We start from the raw sequence: 16,214 nt of genomic DNA on the forward strand, positions 1-16,214 counted from the left end.
TTACCTTACATAGAATAATCCTTTAAATGATGGAATGAATGTTAATATTAGTGGATAGGCTAATTGAAAACTTAGCCCACTAAAATTTATCATATTAGAGAAAGTATTAAAAAGAAATATAGTTGAATAAATAGAAACTGCTATTAAAAAAAATGGAGATTTAATACTTCTTAGTACTATTATATAAATAAAAGAGCTCAAGATTAAAAAACTAAAGGTTAACAATGGACCTAGCCACTCTAAGTATATATAACTTCTTGAGTAAACAGTACCTACATTTAATTCGGGTGAAATTTGCACAACGTCTGGTCTTTCAATCCTATACTCATCAGCTAACCTTTTACCTATAAAATCATATAAAATTTCATTATTATACCAAGAAATAAAGTCTTTAATTTTGATATCATTATTTGAATTTGAAGACTCATTTACTGTAGATTGAAAATTAGCTAAAGGAGAAGATATGTAAATGTATCCCCAAAAAAACGAATTGGGAATAATAGAAGATTCAAATTTGCTGTCAGCCCCCCCGATAGACATTATCAGTGATGACTTAAATGGATCCTCTTCAACTCCATACGCATCGTTGACACGTAAATTACCCATTAACCCAAAAATATATAATCCTAAAAGTGCTAAACATATCAAAGATATTAAATTTTTAAATTTCATCCTTTTGAGGCTTAAGATAAAAATATAAGTACAACAAATCAAAATCATTATAATCATACCACGATTAAAAATTAAAACAGAAGGTATAAGTAATAATAAAAAAATATACGCATAATACTTTTTCTTATCAGAAAGCCATAGATGAAAGACTGTAATAGATACAAATGAATGAAATGTTACCAATATTACGTGAAAAGTTGGAATCCCAAATTCAGCATAAACGATTCCCCCTTCTCTAAACAAATCAATTAAAGGAATTGTCCGATGATATATAAATTCAATTAAGTAACCAGCATATATAATAATAGTTAATGTATGTAATGAACGGTCATTTTTTATATATAATTTTTCGAACTGAATTAATTTATTTTTTTCAACAAACTTACCTACTGCAAATGAGGCGATAAAGGTAAATAACAGAAATAAAATTAAACCACTACTTAGCTCTGGAAATTTATTTGACCAATTAAATTGATAAACTACAATTACTAAAACAAAAGCATATATATAAATATAAAATGGATTTTTCATCATAGCCCCTTTTTTAAATCGAATATTCTTTGAAAATAACTATCCACCTCTCTAAATGTTCAAACCTGTCCTTAAATATATCACTATCTTCTATAATTTCCAATTCTTCAATTATTAATGTTATAAATTCTAGTTTAAAAAATAAATCAATTTCAATTAAATTTAATTTATTTTTAATTCCTCTTTTCTCACTCAATTTAGACATTGAGTTTCTTAGTTCAAATTTAAATTTTTGATGTGATGGTCTATCAGCAAATTCAAGTGTTTTATAATATAAAGTTAGTAGATCAAAAAATTGAGTCCTAAAACCCATGGTCTCCCAATCAATCAAGTATATTTTATTATTTTGATCAATTAACATATTAACTTCTGATAGGTCACCATGTGTAAAATATAAATCTATTGTATTTACATCTACATTTTTTTTGTAGTTTTCCTTAACTTGATTTAATAAATCACTTATCATATAACATATATTACTTGTCTTATATTGAATGAATTTCTTTCTGTTCAAAATATTTTTATTTCTATCTTCTAACATTAGGATGTAATCTTGATAGTTTACTTGTTTTTTCTTTCGATAATTTAAAACTGTATCAAACACATTTATTAGAATCTCATTACTAAGATGCCAATCAATATTGAGTCGTTTTAATTGAGTTCCATTTATGTATTCTTCAACAATTAATAACTTAGCCTGATTCGATTCAATTATTCGTGGAGTAATATTCAAGTCATCAATTTGGACATTGATATTTCTTTGTTCATTAAAAGAAAATACGGTTTCATAGAAAGTGTAAACCTCGTTTTTCTTTAAATCGAATAATTTGTAACCACCTTTTCTTAATTTTATGCCGACATGACAATTCTCCCCATCAGCAGTTTCTATGTAATCACTAGAACTTTTATTATAATAATTATAGATCACTCTTGTGATCCTTATAAATTTAATAAATCTAGAAGGTACGATCTTCCATTTTTTATTAATTGGTTTTCTACCGAAGTTAAAAGTATTTCCTTTAGTGTAAAGCATCTTAAGTAATATAAAGATTTTTAAGTTTTCTTTAATATATAGGTTATTCACGGTATGAAAGAACTTATTAGATTTTGACATCTTTTACTCCTAAATAAAGATTTATCGTAAACTAGGCAACATCCAGAATCCTAAATTCTTTTTTACAAAAATGACAGATAATATATTTTTAGCTGACAGTGAAATCGCAGTCGAAATCGCAGCACCGTTCATTCCTAATATAGGAATAAGAATAATGTTTAATATCAAATTCATTAACGCACACATCATAACATTTCTTTTGTAATATTTTTCATTACCAGACATTATAAGCAAACTGCCTACTGGGCCTGTTGCTAGCGCAAAAAACTGACCCAATATTAAGAATGAGAATGCTGTTGTTCCTAAAATGAATTCATCACCAAACAATAACATAATCTCATTTCTAAAAATGAATAATATTGTTACAATCAATATTGAGATCATGGCAGTTAATCCAGTAATCTTACGGGATAAGCTTTGGAGTTTTTTCAATTCACCTTTGCTATAAAACACCGAAAACTTTGGACCTATAACACCATTAACTGCATATAATAACATACTCGACATAAAAGCTATTTTAGCAGCCGAACTATAAATACCAACTTCTTCACTAGTTGATAATAATCCAATCATTATTGTATCCATTGTATCAATAATCAGACTCATTGATGAAACCCATAACAGTGGAAAGCTAGTCCTAACTAATTTTTCCCTATCAAAAACACCTTTTATACCCTTAGCATGATAAGTAATTCGTATCCAACCCAGCCATAAAGTGAATATAACTATTAAATTCGCACTTAAATAAGTTAATATAGCAAGAGTAACTGTGATATTGTTATATAAAGATAACAATAATAATATATTCACAATTGGAATGCATGCACCTTGTAAGAAGGTCGCCAATTTAACCTTCCCCAAGCCTTTATAAATCTCACTATATAAATTGATCAAGGCGTTAGGAAGAATAACTAATGACATTATTCTTAATGGTGTTTCAAGAGCTATATTTCCAAAAATAAACTTAGATATCCAGCCCGCATTCAAAATAATTAACACAGTTGCAACTAAACCAATTGTTATAGAAATTCTCAAACTTTGATTATGAAGACCTTTAATACCTGCCCAATTTTTATTAGAATAACCCTCTGCTATAAACCTTAATAAAGCATTATCTAAACCAAACTTAGTAATTACAATACTTAATGCTGTAATCGAAATAGATAGATTGTATACTCCTATTCCGCTTGCTCCTAACTGCCTAGCCAAAACAACACTAATTGTAAAACCCAAAACTGCCCCAATTATTTTAAAACCAAAAGAAAAAACAATGTTTATCAAATCTTTATTAATAAATTTATTTGACAAAATAACCAACCTTCTTCTAAAAAATCTTTAAAATTAATATGCTTTTGAATTTATCATAACTAGAACAGTTGATATTATTAATTTTACGTCAAAAACTAAAGACCTACACTTCATATACTCAAGGTCCATTTCAACCATTTGATCAAACCCCACTTCATTTCTAGCACTGACTTGCCATATGCCTGTGCACCCTGGTGTCACTAATAAACGTTGTTTATGATAATTACTGTATTCTTTAACTTCTCTCATTAAAGGTGGCCTTGGTCCAACCAAGCTCATATCACCTTTTAAGACATTAAATAATTGGGGGATTTCATCTATACTTGTTTTTCTAATAAATTTCCCTACTCTTGTAATTCGAGGATCATCTTTCATCTTAAACATTAATCCACTCACTTCATTTTTATCAAGTAAATCTTTTAACATATCTTCAGCATTTGTAATCATTGATCGAAATTTGTACATGTTAAATTTTTTCCCATCTTTACCGACTCTAACTTGTTTAAAAAAAATAGGTCCTTTTGGATCTTCAACCTTTATCATTACCGCTAAAATAAAAAAAAGCGGTAAAAACATTAGTAGTCCGGTTAATGACCCGAAAATATCTACTAATCTTTTAACCAACAAATAACTTATTGAATCATTAATTTCTAACTCGTTTGTTTTTTTATTTTTAGGATTCTGAACTTTTTCGAATTGTGATTCTTTCAATTAGAACTCTCCTTAAAAAATTTAATAGCTAATAATTAAACTAAAGAACCTGAATTTATTGATTCTAAAAGTATAAATTTCAAAGACCATTTTAACTTTATTTTACGGTGGTTACATTTATGTAATATTCAGTACAGCTCAAAAAATATTATCTTTTTAAGAGTAAAGAAACATTAAAGTAAATAAAGTATAGTATTTATCAAGAGTATGTACATGTAAGTAATTCCAATTAGTAATTCAATATTACTACATATAAAGCTAGAAATCGATAAGTTTCCCAATATCTTTTTTTATTTCAAATTATTTTTATAAACACTCAAAAAATTAGCTCCTAGTTAATAACTAGAGAGCTTCTTTTTTAACGAAAAAATGTAAACAGTCTCTTTTTTTCTTTTTCAATATATTCAGGCGGATACATTATTAAATTTTTATCTTTATAAATATTTTCTGCATTCTCTTGAAAATAATAGAAAGAATTATTGCCATGATCTTTTTTTATTAGCTCTAGCGCTTCTTTCATACGAAAAGTGCGGGCTTTGAGATTATGTGCATCGGAAGCAAGAACATGTACTAAATTAGCTTCAATAAGCCTATTCGTAAATTTTTTTATACTTGAACCAAAATCTCCAGTTACGCTAGAAGTCGTAATCTGCGCAATTGCACCGTTTTTCACAAATTCGTAAAGCATTTCAGGTTTATTCAAAAAAACACTATTACGTTCTGGATGAGCTATAACTGGAATATAGCCTTTTAAGGCTAAATCGTAAAACAACCTTTCACTATAAGCTGGTACCGAGGTAGTCGGGAATTCTACTAATATATACCTTCCTTCACCTGTTAATGGAATAGAACGACCAAGATTAAGATCATCAATTAAATCTCCAAATATTCGAATTTCCTGACCTGGTTTTATGGTTAGAGGGATATTTTTAGAGTCAAGGGCTTCATTTAAAGTCTTTACTCCCGAGATCATTTGCTCTAACGTTGTATCAAAATATGGATTTGCATAGTGTGGTGTAGCGATTATCGTAGTTATCCCTTCCTCAACAGCTTTAAGAGACATCTCGATACTATTGTCAAGTGATACAGATCCATCATCTAAGCCAGGAAGGATGTGACAATGAATATCAATCATACTTAAAATCTCCTTTTAAATATTCTAAGAATAATAGTAATAGCTTTTTTCATCTACAGGCTTATTGTTAAGTATCACGCCAAGTATATTTGCTTTTGTTTTATCGAGAAGCTCTTTAGTTTTAATTATTTCTTCCTTATCTGTTTTACCACTTGATGTAACTAAAATTGTACCATCCACTTTGTTCGCTAATAACTGGGCATCTGTAACTGCCATTACTGGAGGAGCATCAAAAAATACTATATCAAACTGCGCAAGTGCTTCTTTCATCATTATTTCCATCATTTGAGAATTCAACAACTCAGCTGGATTAGGAGGTATAGGACCACATGTTAATATTGACAAATTATTAATATTTGTTTTTTGTACAGTTTCTTCTAGCAAACTTTGTTTAGATAATACATTAGTTAACCCACGTGTGTTGGCTAAATTAAATGTATAGTGTGCAGTTGGCCTTCTCATATCTGCGTCAACAATCAGAACTGTATTCCCATTTTGAGCCATCACAATGGCTAAGTTAGCGACACTAGTTGACTTCCCTTCTCCAGGTCCTGCCGATGTTACTACAAAACTTCTTAGTTCCTTGTCTACAGATGAGAACTCAATATTTGTACGAATTGTTCTATATTGCTCCGAAATGGGTGAGTGTTTATGAAGATCAGCTATTAAATGCCGTTGAGTTTTATTTCTTGAATTTGTTTTTTTTTGCACTTTTTGCCTAGAACGTGTCATGTGAATTTATCCAACTTTCTATGTGTATTTCTTAGTGCTTTCTTGCATGGTATCCATATTGGAGACGGACCCTAGTAACGGTAATTTTAAAGCTTCCTCTATATCCTTTTCGGTCTTTATTGTTGTATCAAGATATTCTAATATAAATACAACTGCTATTGAAAGCATCAGCCCTACTACCGCAGCAATGGCCATATTTAGATAAGGATTTGGACTTATAGGAGAAAGACTTTCGTCAATCTTAGCTGGAGATAGTATATTAACATTATCAACATTCATGATTTCAGGTATCTCAGATTCAAAAACCTGTGCAATAGTATTTGCTAACAGAACAGCTTGTTCAGGCGATGTGTCTTCAACAGATATTTTAATAACCTGAGATTCATTAGCTGTACTAACAGTAATCATTTTATCAAGTTGGCTAGTAGTTAGATCAACATTAGTTTCTAATATTACCGGTTCTAATATCCGAGCATTTTTAATAATTTCATTATATGTATTTATTAGCTCAATGTTTGTTCTAATTTCTGTTTGAGTAAATGCCTGATCTAACCCACCATTAGTTTGAGAAATTAGTAATTGTGTATCACTTTGATACTTAGGTGTTAATAAAAAAAAGCTAACTATTGCAGTAAAAGCTATTGCTATAACTGGTAATAATATAAGTAATTTAAATTGCCCCTTAAGTGTATAAAGTATATCTTTTAGACTAGTTGTTTCTTCCATTCGTTTTGAAGACCCCCTAAATTAAGTAACTTTCTCTAACTAAATTGGATTATATCATAGTTTACTGGAGCTTTACGATTAAATTTTGCTTGTGTATCTGTAATTTATTTCATATACTAATGAAAGTATTGTGCCTCAGGGGTCTTAAGTCCTATAAAACTTCAAAGAAGGGCGTTATTATTTTATGAAAAAAGGTTTTAAGATTGCGATAATTGTTGTTAGTGTACTGTTTTTAGCAGGTGTTGGCTTTACTTATTACGTTTATGATTCAATTCGCGACACTGCTAATGCAATTCATGAGCCAATTAGTGGTCGCCAACTCTCCACTCGTGATGTAAACATCGAAAACTCAGATCCTGTCTCCTTTCTCATTGCTGGAATTGATGCACGGGGGGATAATTTGTCAGGTCGTTCAGACACAATGATCCTGGTGACTGTAAATCCAAAATTAAATTCCATAAAAATGTTAAGTGTTCCTCGAGATACGCGAACTGAAATCGTTGGAAAAGGAACAATTGAAAAGATTACTCATGCTTATGCCTACGGTGGACCAGCCATGGCCATGGATTCAGTTGAGAACTTATTTAATGTTAATATTGATCACTATGTAACAATTAATATGGAAGGTTTTAAAGAGCTTATTGACGCACTTGGCGGAGTTTCGGTTAATAGCGATCTAGCGTTTAGTTGGGAAGGATATAGTTTTACAGAGGGCCCACAATTCCTTAACGGCGAAGAAGCTTTAGCGTATACGCGTATGAGAAAAGAAGATCCTCGCGGGGATTTTGGACGTGCCGCACGCCAACGAGAGATTGTTGAAGCTGTTATTAAAGAAGCTGCACAATTTAGTTCAATTACAAAAGCAGGCGACATGCTAAATGTTGTTGGTGGTTCTGTTAAGACTGATATGTCATTGGATGATATGTGGACTTTACAAAACAATTATCGTAATGCGTTAGGTACTATTGACCAGCTTGAATTTGATTATACTACCCCTACTATTGATGGTTTATCTTATGTTGTCTTAAGTGATGAAACGATCGCAGATATTAGTAAAGAGTTACGCGAGCATTTAGAACTAGATTAATGAACATGAACCCCCCTGTAGCTAGTACTACAGGGGGGGTTGTTGTATAGTGAGTAACATGTTGTTTTTTACACTTTAATTGTTAAGGCGGCTGAACTCCTATTAATTTGGAACCTCACTACCTCTTCGTTTTTTCCCACAAATAATACACTCATCGGTGTAATAACTATATTTGTGCTTCTTTTGAAATTTACATTTAAACCATGCTTTTAATTTCATCTTTATTACACCCTCTTTTATTAATATTTAATAGACCGTAAAGAATACTTATCTTATTCTACATGAATTGGCAAAATCCTTTGTTGAGTCAGGGTGTGAAATTTCTTAAGATCTTGTGATATTTTACCCTGAATCTCAAAAGGTAAACGCTAACTGTGGGTGGGAGGAATTTGACGATTGATAGAGAAGTTGTTTTGAACGACTTTTTGAGGAGTGATTTTTGTATGTGTGGGATTCAACTCTAGCTATTTACTAAGAGATCAGGATTTGCCTAAACAACGCTTAGCCTTGCAACAAAGAATTGAGGGTGACTTACTTCAGGATAAACGCATAATTGGCGTCTTTTATGGAGGGTCGATTGGAACGAAGACTACAGACATCTATTCTGACATTGATGTGCGTATTGTTGTGAGTGATGAGCATTATGAACGCTATCGATTGGCTAAACGAGTGCGAGCTAAATGTTGGGGAGATGTGCTCTTTTTTGAGGATCTGCCTTGTACGAATTATAGTGTGGCTCACTATGATTCTTTTTTAAAGGTAGATTCGTTTTATTATCGAACACGGGATCTTGTGGCCTCGGTATGGCTTCAGAACGTTAAGGTTTTGTTGGATCGGGGTGGATTTTTACATGAGCTCGTTGCAGAGTCGAGGAAACTGCGGTATGAGCCGAGTGTTGAGGAAGTCATAGTATTGCGAACGAAGTTTCTCGCCCATTCTCATGAGGTCTATCGACGTGCGAGACGTGGTGAGTGGAATTATGCTCTCAACTGTCTGAATTACTTACGAATGATTGTAGTGACAGCCTGGTGTATGGATAAGAGAATCCAGCCGAATACACTTGGAGATTGGGCCAAGTATGAAGGTGCGCGGAGTCAATTAGATGAGTGGCAACTTGTGTTCTTGGCCGAGTGGGATGGAAGGCGAGATGCTGAGGATATGTTGAGTAAGGTGCGGATGATGTTTGATGAGTTTAAGACTGTGCACCGGAGTTTGTGTGCGTGTGTTGGGATTGATGAGGAAAGTGAGATGATGGATCGGGTGATGGGGATGGTTGTTTAGAGTTGTTCGTATTGTATGCGAGCTCGAATGCAATAGTGCTTACCTTTCTTTTTTCGCGTTTTAGTTGGTTCATAAAGGGTAAGGTGTAAATAAAAAGGATGTGTTTGTCATGGACGATCCGAAAAAGATTAAGAACCCAAAAGCTCCATCTCAGAAAAAGATGTTCATTGCAAGTACGCTCGGGGTAATCAGCGGGGCTATCATATACACCTATTTCCTTTAACATTAAACCAATCTGGTGAGCGCACCAGATTGGTTTTCGTGTTTTAAGTGAATTCGAGTTTAAAAGAAATAAGGAATAAAAATGAACATTTTTATCACTGCATTGGAGTTTGTGGGGGTATTCACGGAGAACTGGAATTGAGAGGGTTGCTCTCTTTACTAAGACGCCCCTCCCCCCACTCTCTCAGGTTTAGTCCTCCTGAGCTTTTCTGGGCCAGCACAAAATAATGACCACAGAAATAACAAGTGAACACAGAGGAAGTATAACATTCCAAGAGGTGAAGCCGATGTCACTTCCAGGGTAATAATATCTGCTATACCAAGTTTCATACAGTAGATTTAGAAGTATCGTTACGATAGGAGCAACCCACATCTTTTTGAGAAGAATTGATACGAGCACCCCTATTCCAATAACAACCGATGGAACAATATATAATTGCATTAGAAAAGGATCTACTGCCTCCATCATGCTCAATTTGTAAGCTCACCTCTATTTCAATTATTTGCATCTAACATTATCCTTCAGTAACCATATGTTCAACTGACTCTTTGTTAAGATTGCGTGTTAATTGTTTGAATTTCTTAAGTAGGTTTTGTTTTTAAGTTCAATGAAATAAGGAATAAAAATGAACATTTTTATAACCGCATTGAAGGTTGTGGAGTTATTCAAGAAGAACTGGGCTCGGAGCAAGAACTTTGAGTGTGTTACCAAGCTGAGAGAAGCTTTAGTAAGAGGAATAGAGGTTTTAGTAAGCCTGGAGCGAGTTCTATTAAGATGCAGGGTACGTTACCAAGGTCGGAGCGTCTGTTAGCAAGATCGGACCTCTGTTACCAAGACTCCAGCGCCTCATATCAAGAACTCTCTCCGCCTTAGCAAGAGCTTTGTCCTCTTTACCAAGATCCCCTCGCCCCCACACGCAAAAACCCCCTCCGACACGGTCAGAGGGGGTTTAAATAAACGTTTAATTAAAAGCGTTTTGCACCGATGTAGCGTGGTTTCCAGTAGCTGTTGTCCATGCTTGTGATCGTTACGCCTGAGCTAGATCCGGAGTGGATGAACTGGTTGTTTCCGATGTAGATTCCGTTGTGTGATGGGCCGGCTTTGTATGTTTCGAAAAAGACGACGTCTCCCACTTGTAGGGAGGATACGCTTTTTCCGGCGCTGTATTGTGATGCTGCGGTTCTTGGGACTGAGATGCCTTGTTGTTTGAAGACATATTGGATGAATCCGCTGCAGTCAAATCCAGATGGTGAGCCACCGCCCCATTTATATGGTACGCCGATGTGCTTAGAAGCTTCGGCTACGATGTTTGTAACGGTTGCACCTGAGTTATTGTTGTTGCTTACTGTTTCACTTTTCACTTCAGTGTTTGGCTTGTATGTTGAGCCTTGTCCTAGTTTCGCGAATGTTTTTGGACCTGCAATTCCGTCTGCTGTCAGCCCATTGGCACTTTGGAATTTACGCACGGCGTCGCGTGTGTCATTTCCGTAGTAGCCTGTTGGATTCTGGTTGAACACGCCAACGGAGCGTAGTTGCGATTGAAGCTCAGTTACCGCAGCTCCTCTGCTTCCAACACGTAGGATGCTTGATGTTGCAGATGGGCTTGAGTTGGTGTTCTTTGTTGTTTGGTTTGATGGTGCTGGTGCTTTTGAGCCACCTGTGTTATTTAGTGCTGCAAATGTTTTTGGACCTGCAATTCCGTCTACTTGTAGGTTCTTGCTACGTTGGAATGAGATGACTGCGTCTTTTGTTGTGTTGTCGTATTGTCCGTTAGGTTCTTTGTTTAAGAATCCAGCAGAACGTAATTGTGATTGTAATTGTTTCACTTGGTTGCCACTAGATCCTACGCGTAAAATGCCTGAGTAGGAAACATTTGTTGATGCTTGTGACGATGAAGTCGCTTTTTGAGACGATGATCCGCCTTTAAGTGCACCGATTGTTTTCGGTCCAGCAATTCCATCTGCGGATAATCCGTTTGCTTGTTGGAACTTACGAACAGCGTCTGTTGTGATCGTTCCGTAGTATCCAGTTGATTTTTCGTATGTAAAGAAACCTTTTGACTTCAGCTCGTCTTGAAGCTGAGTAACGTCTGAGTGACTCATCCCTTGGCGAAGTGTCTGATCTCCTAGTGCTGCGTCTGCGATGGTTGGAGCGGCAAGTACGATTCCTGTAGCGACAGTTGTTGTTAATACGGCCTTTTTCATCTTAGTTGCTTGGTTCAAAAAAAGAACCTCCTCTATCTCTAGTTTATGTGGTATGTTTCGGCTGCGTGAGTCTAATGCGTCTAAAGTCCTATTTATTCCCGCATAATAATCTTACAAAATAAGGGATATAACTCGAATATAAACTAAATTTTACACGAATTTTGTCTTCTAATCTATCATTGTAACGAAACTGTAATATTACATTTTGAACGTAACGAGAGCGTTCATGACAGGGATTAAAAGAAGTAGAGACACACAAAAAATCCCCCAAGCGTGGGGGTCATCGCGCTTATCTTTATTTATTTTTTATAATTGATGTGTCCTGCCAGTGCATAAAGCGCAAGGGTTGAGGCAAAATGTGAGGAAATATCGTTTGCGTCCTGCTGAGGGTAGACTTCAACAAAATCCATTCCAACAAGTCCTCTTGATGCAAATTCATAGACAAGAGTCAGTAATTCATAGCTTGTGAGACCATTTACGTCGGCGGGTCCTCCGGGATTAAAGGCCACATCTAATACATCACTGCAAATAGATAGGTATACTAAATCGACATTGGCACTAGCCATGTCATATAATTCACCCGCGAACTCTCGTAGGTCAGTCGCTTCACGAATCTGGTTCACAGTCACCGTTTTGGCCCCGGCTTCTTTCGCATAACGTCCGGTCGCAGGCTTATTACGCGGTCCGTGAATTCCTGTGTGAATCAAGCTCTCATTCACTACGCCATCCAGCTCATATAATCTAGCAAATGGTGTAGAGCGAGCGTACTTTTCGCCTTCATGGTGAGGCATATTATCGTAATGCGTATCTAGGTGTAAAATACCGATTTTCTTATCAGGGTATGCTTCAGTTAAGCCACGCACGATTGGATAGGTAATCCCATGATCGCCTCCAAGTGCGATTGGAAACGCCTTTGTTTTCCAGACATCCTTTGCAAACTTCGCAATACGGTTCATCGTCTCATCTACGTCGGCTGGAACGACATCTACGTCCCCTAGATCTGCTAGAGTTAAGTGCTCAAACACATCGATGTGATCGAGCTCCGGTAAATACCCTGAGTAACGCCCAGAACATAAGCGCATCACTTTAGGTCCGAGCTCACAGCCTGTGTAATCTCCCCAGGTGACAGCACCTTCCCATGGCACACCATAAATCAGAACATCCGCCTTTTCATAGGAATCGGTTGTTCCATTAATCGCTCCGAGAAAGGGCGGGGTATTTCCATACAGCATTGAATTGTTGGTAGACATCCACTCATCCTTTCCTACAAACTCTTTGCTCATTACCCGTTTTGCAGATTGTTTAAACGTTTGTTTAATAAAAAATGGTGCGGAACCATTGAGGTCCGCACCTTTTCCTTTATTGAAAGTTTTGTAGGAATGCTTGGCATCTGTGTGCTTTGGTTAGCGCGCCAAGAAATTGATTGTGTGAGATGTCAAAGAAAACTTTGGTACGGTCCCTGAACGTGACCTGTGTACCATTCTTTCCTTCTTGATTCGTTTCATCAATTGCTACTACGTGCCTTGAAAAGAACCACTCACATCTTGGATTTGAAGGTGAATGTGTCGGTGCCGCGATAATCGCTTGGCTTTCACTGATTAAGATCGGGGGCTTAGATTTGATTCCTAGACTTGACACACTAAACGTTGAACGGCCATCGAAGCTTGAACCGTTTGTTAAGCAAGCTTGTTTAATTAACTGAAGAGGCGTTTGTTTTACGTAGTATGTTTGATTCGATTCCATGATTACGGACGAGAATTCAATATCATATAAGGGTTTAATCAGTAACGTATCCTGAGTAATCTCATAATCGTCCGCGTGCTGAATGTGTGGTGTATATGTTGTCATAATGAGCCTCCTTAAGATTTTTAAAATGATACTTTTCTTTAAAAAGAACGAATTAAAAGCTGTCATTTGTGTATAATCTTGAGGTCATTTTTTGTAAAACTGGCCTTCCTCTCTTCCCGTTTCCCCTTTTTACCTACATGCACAAAACCCGGAACTCTCTTAATCTGTATCTACCGCGGAATCCATAGAAAGCGCGCTTTCAGATTGGTTTATACAATGAATTCTACGTTCGATCAGGTACTAACTCAGTACACCCCACTTATTAAGAGTCAGATTAAACGACTAAGTCTCATGCAGCATTATGATGAAGCCTATCAAGTTGCGATGATCGCCCTGTGGGACGCTCATCGCCGCTTCTCTCCGGAAAAAGGGGAATTTGCAGCCTTTGCACAGCTGCGTGTACGCGGTGATCTCATTTCCTACTTGCGTAAGGAGATTCGCATGGCAGAACGATTTGTACTGACGGATGAATCCTCAGAACATCTGCTTGAGAATCTTTCTATCGAAGATGAATACGAGAACTCCGGGTTTTACTTCACTCCTTTCTTGAACCAATTATCACCACGCGAACTGCTCTACGTTGAACAGGTGCTTATTCAAGGAAACAGCATCAAGTCTGTTGCTGCCAAAGAACATGTAACAGTGAACACTGTCGCCAGCTGGAGCAAAACGGCGCGTCGTAAACTCCGAGAAATGGGAAAAACCCTCGGAGATCCACGAAAAATGAAGGATTAACTTACATTTTGTAATTCAGTTAAAATTATACTTGTCTGATAGCTGTCATGCAATTAATTTATCAAAATATTCTGTCAAATTATCTAACAATAGAAATCATGGATGGTATACCCCACCCCATGAATGGTTTGGATAAAGCAAGGGTCCCCTTCTTTTAAAGGAAGCTTCTTTCGGATGTTACTAATATGAACCATGACTGTACCAGGATCATAGGGCCGCTCATCTCCCCATACATGGTAAAACAGCTGGTTCGAGCTAAAGACAGTGTTTGGACTGTGCGCAAGAAATGTCAGGAGCTTAAACTCTTGGGCTGATAGATCAATCTGTTTATGATGATGCTGGACTTTCTGTGATATTAAATCAATGGAAAGACCATTGAGCTGGAGCTCACACTGTTGTTGATCACGCGTTCGCTTATAATGATTCAGGTGTGCTTTTACACGTAACAGCAACTCTTCATACGGGACAGGCGTTGAAAGAAAATCATTAGCTCCCGCTTCGATTACGTTTTCCATCGTGAATGTTTGTCCAAGAGTCATGATGATGGGGATCACTGTCTGACCTCGAAGGAGTGTGCATAACTCGAGTGGCTCCCTGTCTAGTAAGGCTTCTCCAAGAATAATGAGCTTAGGTTCGAGCATCTGCATGACTCTTTCAAGCATGAAGTCACTTCGTTGCCTGATAAGAATAAACTTTTCTTTCTTTGCATCTCGGTCCAACTTTTCGTACAAATCATCACTGTCATCTATCAGAAGAATTTGTGCCCTTGCCATCTTTCTCTTCCCTCGCTTCTACTTTTTTATAGTATACGTGGTAAAGAAGGATTTTCATAGTAATAACAAGGACTTTTGTCACAAAATATTTGCCTAACTTCATAGGAAAAAGACCCCTGTCTATGCAACAGGGGTCTTCTGCCATCTATTCGTCTGATTGCTCGTCCGATTCGACCGAGCCACCGTCCATTCGTTCATCATCATTGTCCATTAGCTGTTCGTCCGACGATTCCATTTGGAACTCTTCTTGATCTTCAGCTGATTCTGGCTCATCAAAGGTTGCCGGATCTTCAATGCTATCGCGGTCGCTGCTATTTGAGGACGGTGTATCTTGTCCGTCATCATCTCCACATGCGCTTAGAACAGCTACAGATAAAAAGGCTGCGGCTAGAATGCCTGTTGACTTCTTCATACGTTGACCTCCCGCAATGCGTAGTTGTTTTGATCAGCTATCATCTTACCAACGCCTGCGCCAGTCGTCTATTAAACAAGCCCGAGTTATACATTCTTTTGCAGGAACACACGGTCTCCCATATTGCACACATCCAATGATTCACGTAGCACGCCTTATAGACGTGCCATTAACTGTTTTGTTGCAGGGCAAACGTCATGTCTGCTTCCACAGCCACTTCGCCGTTTACTGTTGCCACACCATGTGCTTTAGCCACAGGTCCTTTTAAACGAGTGATTTCAACTTCCAGACGAAGCTGATCACCGGGCTTTACCTGACGCTTGAAACGACATTTCTCAATGCCTCCAAACAAACCAATCTTCCCTTTGTTCTCTTCCTTTGTCAGAATCGAAACCGCTCCCGTCTGTGCAAGTGCCTCTAAGATCAGCACACCTGGCATCACAGGATAGTCCGGGAAATGCCCGTTAAAAAACTCCTCGTTTGCTGTTACATTTTTAATTGCCACAGCACGTTTGCCCTCTTCTACTTCATCCACACGGTCAATCAATAAGAAGGGATAGCGGTGGGGAATAATCTCTTTAATTTGTTCAATTGTTAACATCGTCAACATCCTCTCATACGTGGTATCACAGGAAATTATATCACATTCAGATGCTAAGCGTTTTAAGTGAAAAGTTGAGGGGATTCAAGTACGATAACCCTATCAACTAAAAAGGGAGCGA

Annotated in this window: 16 protein-coding genes; 3 read left to right on the plus strand and 13 right to left on the minus strand. The window is 36.6% G+C overall.

Annotation, left to right across the window (positions count from 1 at the left end; genetic code table 11):
• From NSQ54_17255 to NSQ54_17285, 7 genes are all read right to left on the minus strand, one after another.
• The gene (locus NSQ54_17255; GenBank protein ID WYP26053.1) at window positions 1-1,203 is read right to left on the minus strand and encodes an O-antigen polymerase; all 1,203 of its coding nucleotides are present in this window, start codon (window positions 1,201-1,203) and stop codon (window positions 1-3) included.
• Window positions 1,204-1,216: 13 nt separating this feature from the next.
• A complete protein-coding gene (locus NSQ54_17260; GenBank protein WYP26054.1) occupies window positions 1,217-2,317 on the minus strand; it encodes a phosphotransferase in 1,101 nt (366 codons plus the stop codon).
• Between the two features lie 21 nt (window positions 2,318-2,338).
• Window positions 2,339-3,625, minus strand: a complete 1,287-nt coding sequence (locus NSQ54_17265; GenBank protein WYP26055.1) for a flippase — start codon at window positions 3,623-3,625, stop codon at window positions 2,339-2,341.
• A gap of 33 nt (window positions 3,626-3,658) precedes the next feature.
• Window positions 3,659-4,273 (minus strand): sugar transferase, encoded by a 615-nt coding sequence (locus NSQ54_17270; protein ID WYP28583.1) that lies wholly within the window; start codon window positions 4,271-4,273, stop codon window positions 3,659-3,661.
• Between the two features lie 421 nt (window positions 4,274-4,694).
• The gene (locus tag NSQ54_17275) at window positions 4,695-5,471 is read right to left on the minus strand and encodes a CpsB/CapC family capsule biosynthesis tyrosine phosphatase (GenBank protein WYP26056.1); all 777 of its coding nucleotides are present in this window, start codon (window positions 5,469-5,471) and stop codon (window positions 4,695-4,697) included.
• A 24-nt stretch (window positions 5,472-5,495) separates the two neighbouring features.
• Entirely contained in the window at window positions 5,496-6,203 is a 708-nt protein-coding gene (locus NSQ54_17280; GenBank protein ID WYP26057.1) for a CpsD/CapB family tyrosine-protein kinase, read from the minus strand.
• A gap of 18 nt (window positions 6,204-6,221) precedes the next feature.
• Complete coding sequence (locus tag NSQ54_17285; protein ID WYP26058.1) at window positions 6,222-6,929, minus strand: Wzz/FepE/Etk N-terminal domain-containing protein; 708 nt, start codon at window positions 6,927-6,929, stop codon at window positions 6,222-6,224.
• 184 nt (window positions 6,930-7,113) lie between these two features.
• On the opposite strand from NSQ54_17285, the gene NSQ54_17290 reads away from it, so the two are divergent.
• Together NSQ54_17290 and NSQ54_17295 are read left to right on the plus strand one after the other, a co-directional pair.
• Complete coding sequence (locus tag NSQ54_17290; protein WYP26059.1) at window positions 7,114-8,016, plus strand: LCP family protein; 903 nt, start codon at window positions 7,114-7,116, stop codon at window positions 8,014-8,016.
• A 486-nt stretch (window positions 8,017-8,502) separates the two neighbouring features.
• Complete coding sequence (locus tag NSQ54_17295; protein ID WYP26060.1) at window positions 8,503-9,297, plus strand: nucleotidyltransferase domain-containing protein; 795 nt, start codon at window positions 8,503-8,505, stop codon at window positions 9,295-9,297.
• 1,188 nt (window positions 9,298-10,485) lie between these two features.
• Here the strand turns inward: NSQ54_17295 and NSQ54_17300 are convergent.
• The 3 genes from NSQ54_17300 to NSQ54_17310 form a co-directional block, all read right to left on the minus strand.
• Complete coding sequence (locus NSQ54_17300) at window positions 10,486-11,742, minus strand: peptidoglycan-binding protein (protein WYP26061.1); 1,257 nt, start codon at window positions 11,740-11,742, stop codon at window positions 10,486-10,488.
• Window positions 11,743-12,023: 281 nt separating this feature from the next.
• Window positions 12,024-12,974, minus strand: a complete 951-nt coding sequence (locus tag NSQ54_17305) for an agmatinase family protein (GenBank protein WYP26062.1) — start codon at window positions 12,972-12,974, stop codon at window positions 12,024-12,026.
• Between the two features lie 109 nt (window positions 12,975-13,083).
• Entirely contained in the window at window positions 13,084-13,572 is a 489-nt protein-coding gene (locus NSQ54_17310) for a competence protein ComK (GenBank protein ID WYP26063.1), read from the minus strand.
• A 216-nt stretch (window positions 13,573-13,788) separates the two neighbouring features.
• On the opposite strand from NSQ54_17310, the gene NSQ54_17315 reads away from it, so the two are divergent.
• Window positions 13,789-14,307 carry a sigma-70 family RNA polymerase sigma factor gene (locus NSQ54_17315; protein WYP26064.1) on the plus strand — a complete coding sequence of 173 codons (519 nt, stop codon included), beginning with the start codon at window positions 13,789-13,791 and terminating at the stop codon, window positions 14,305-14,307.
• An 83-nt stretch (window positions 14,308-14,390) separates the two neighbouring features.
• Here the strand turns inward: NSQ54_17315 and NSQ54_17320 are convergent, their stop codons facing one another.
• The 3 genes from NSQ54_17320 to fabZ form a co-directional block, all read right to left on the minus strand.
• Entirely contained in the window at window positions 14,391-15,080 is a 690-nt protein-coding gene (locus NSQ54_17320; protein WYP26065.1) for a response regulator transcription factor, read from the minus strand.
• 145 nt (window positions 15,081-15,225) lie between these two features.
• Window positions 15,226-15,492: a hypothetical protein gene (locus NSQ54_17325; GenBank protein WYP26066.1), complete on the minus strand. Its 267-nt coding sequence runs from the start codon at window positions 15,490-15,492 to the stop codon at window positions 15,226-15,228.
• A gap of 169 nt (window positions 15,493-15,661) precedes the next feature.
• Window positions 15,662-16,093, minus strand: a complete 432-nt coding sequence (gene fabZ, locus NSQ54_17330; GenBank protein ID WYP26067.1) for a 3-hydroxyacyl-ACP dehydratase FabZ — start codon at window positions 16,091-16,093, stop codon at window positions 15,662-15,664.
• Between the last annotated feature and the right edge of the window lie 121 nt (window positions 16,094-16,214).

Origin of the sequence: Alkalihalobacillus sp. FSL W8-0930, from assembly GCA_037965595.1 — a bacterium.
Lineage (GTDB): Bacteria > Bacillota > Bacilli > Bacillales > Bacillaceae_D > Alkalicoccobacillus.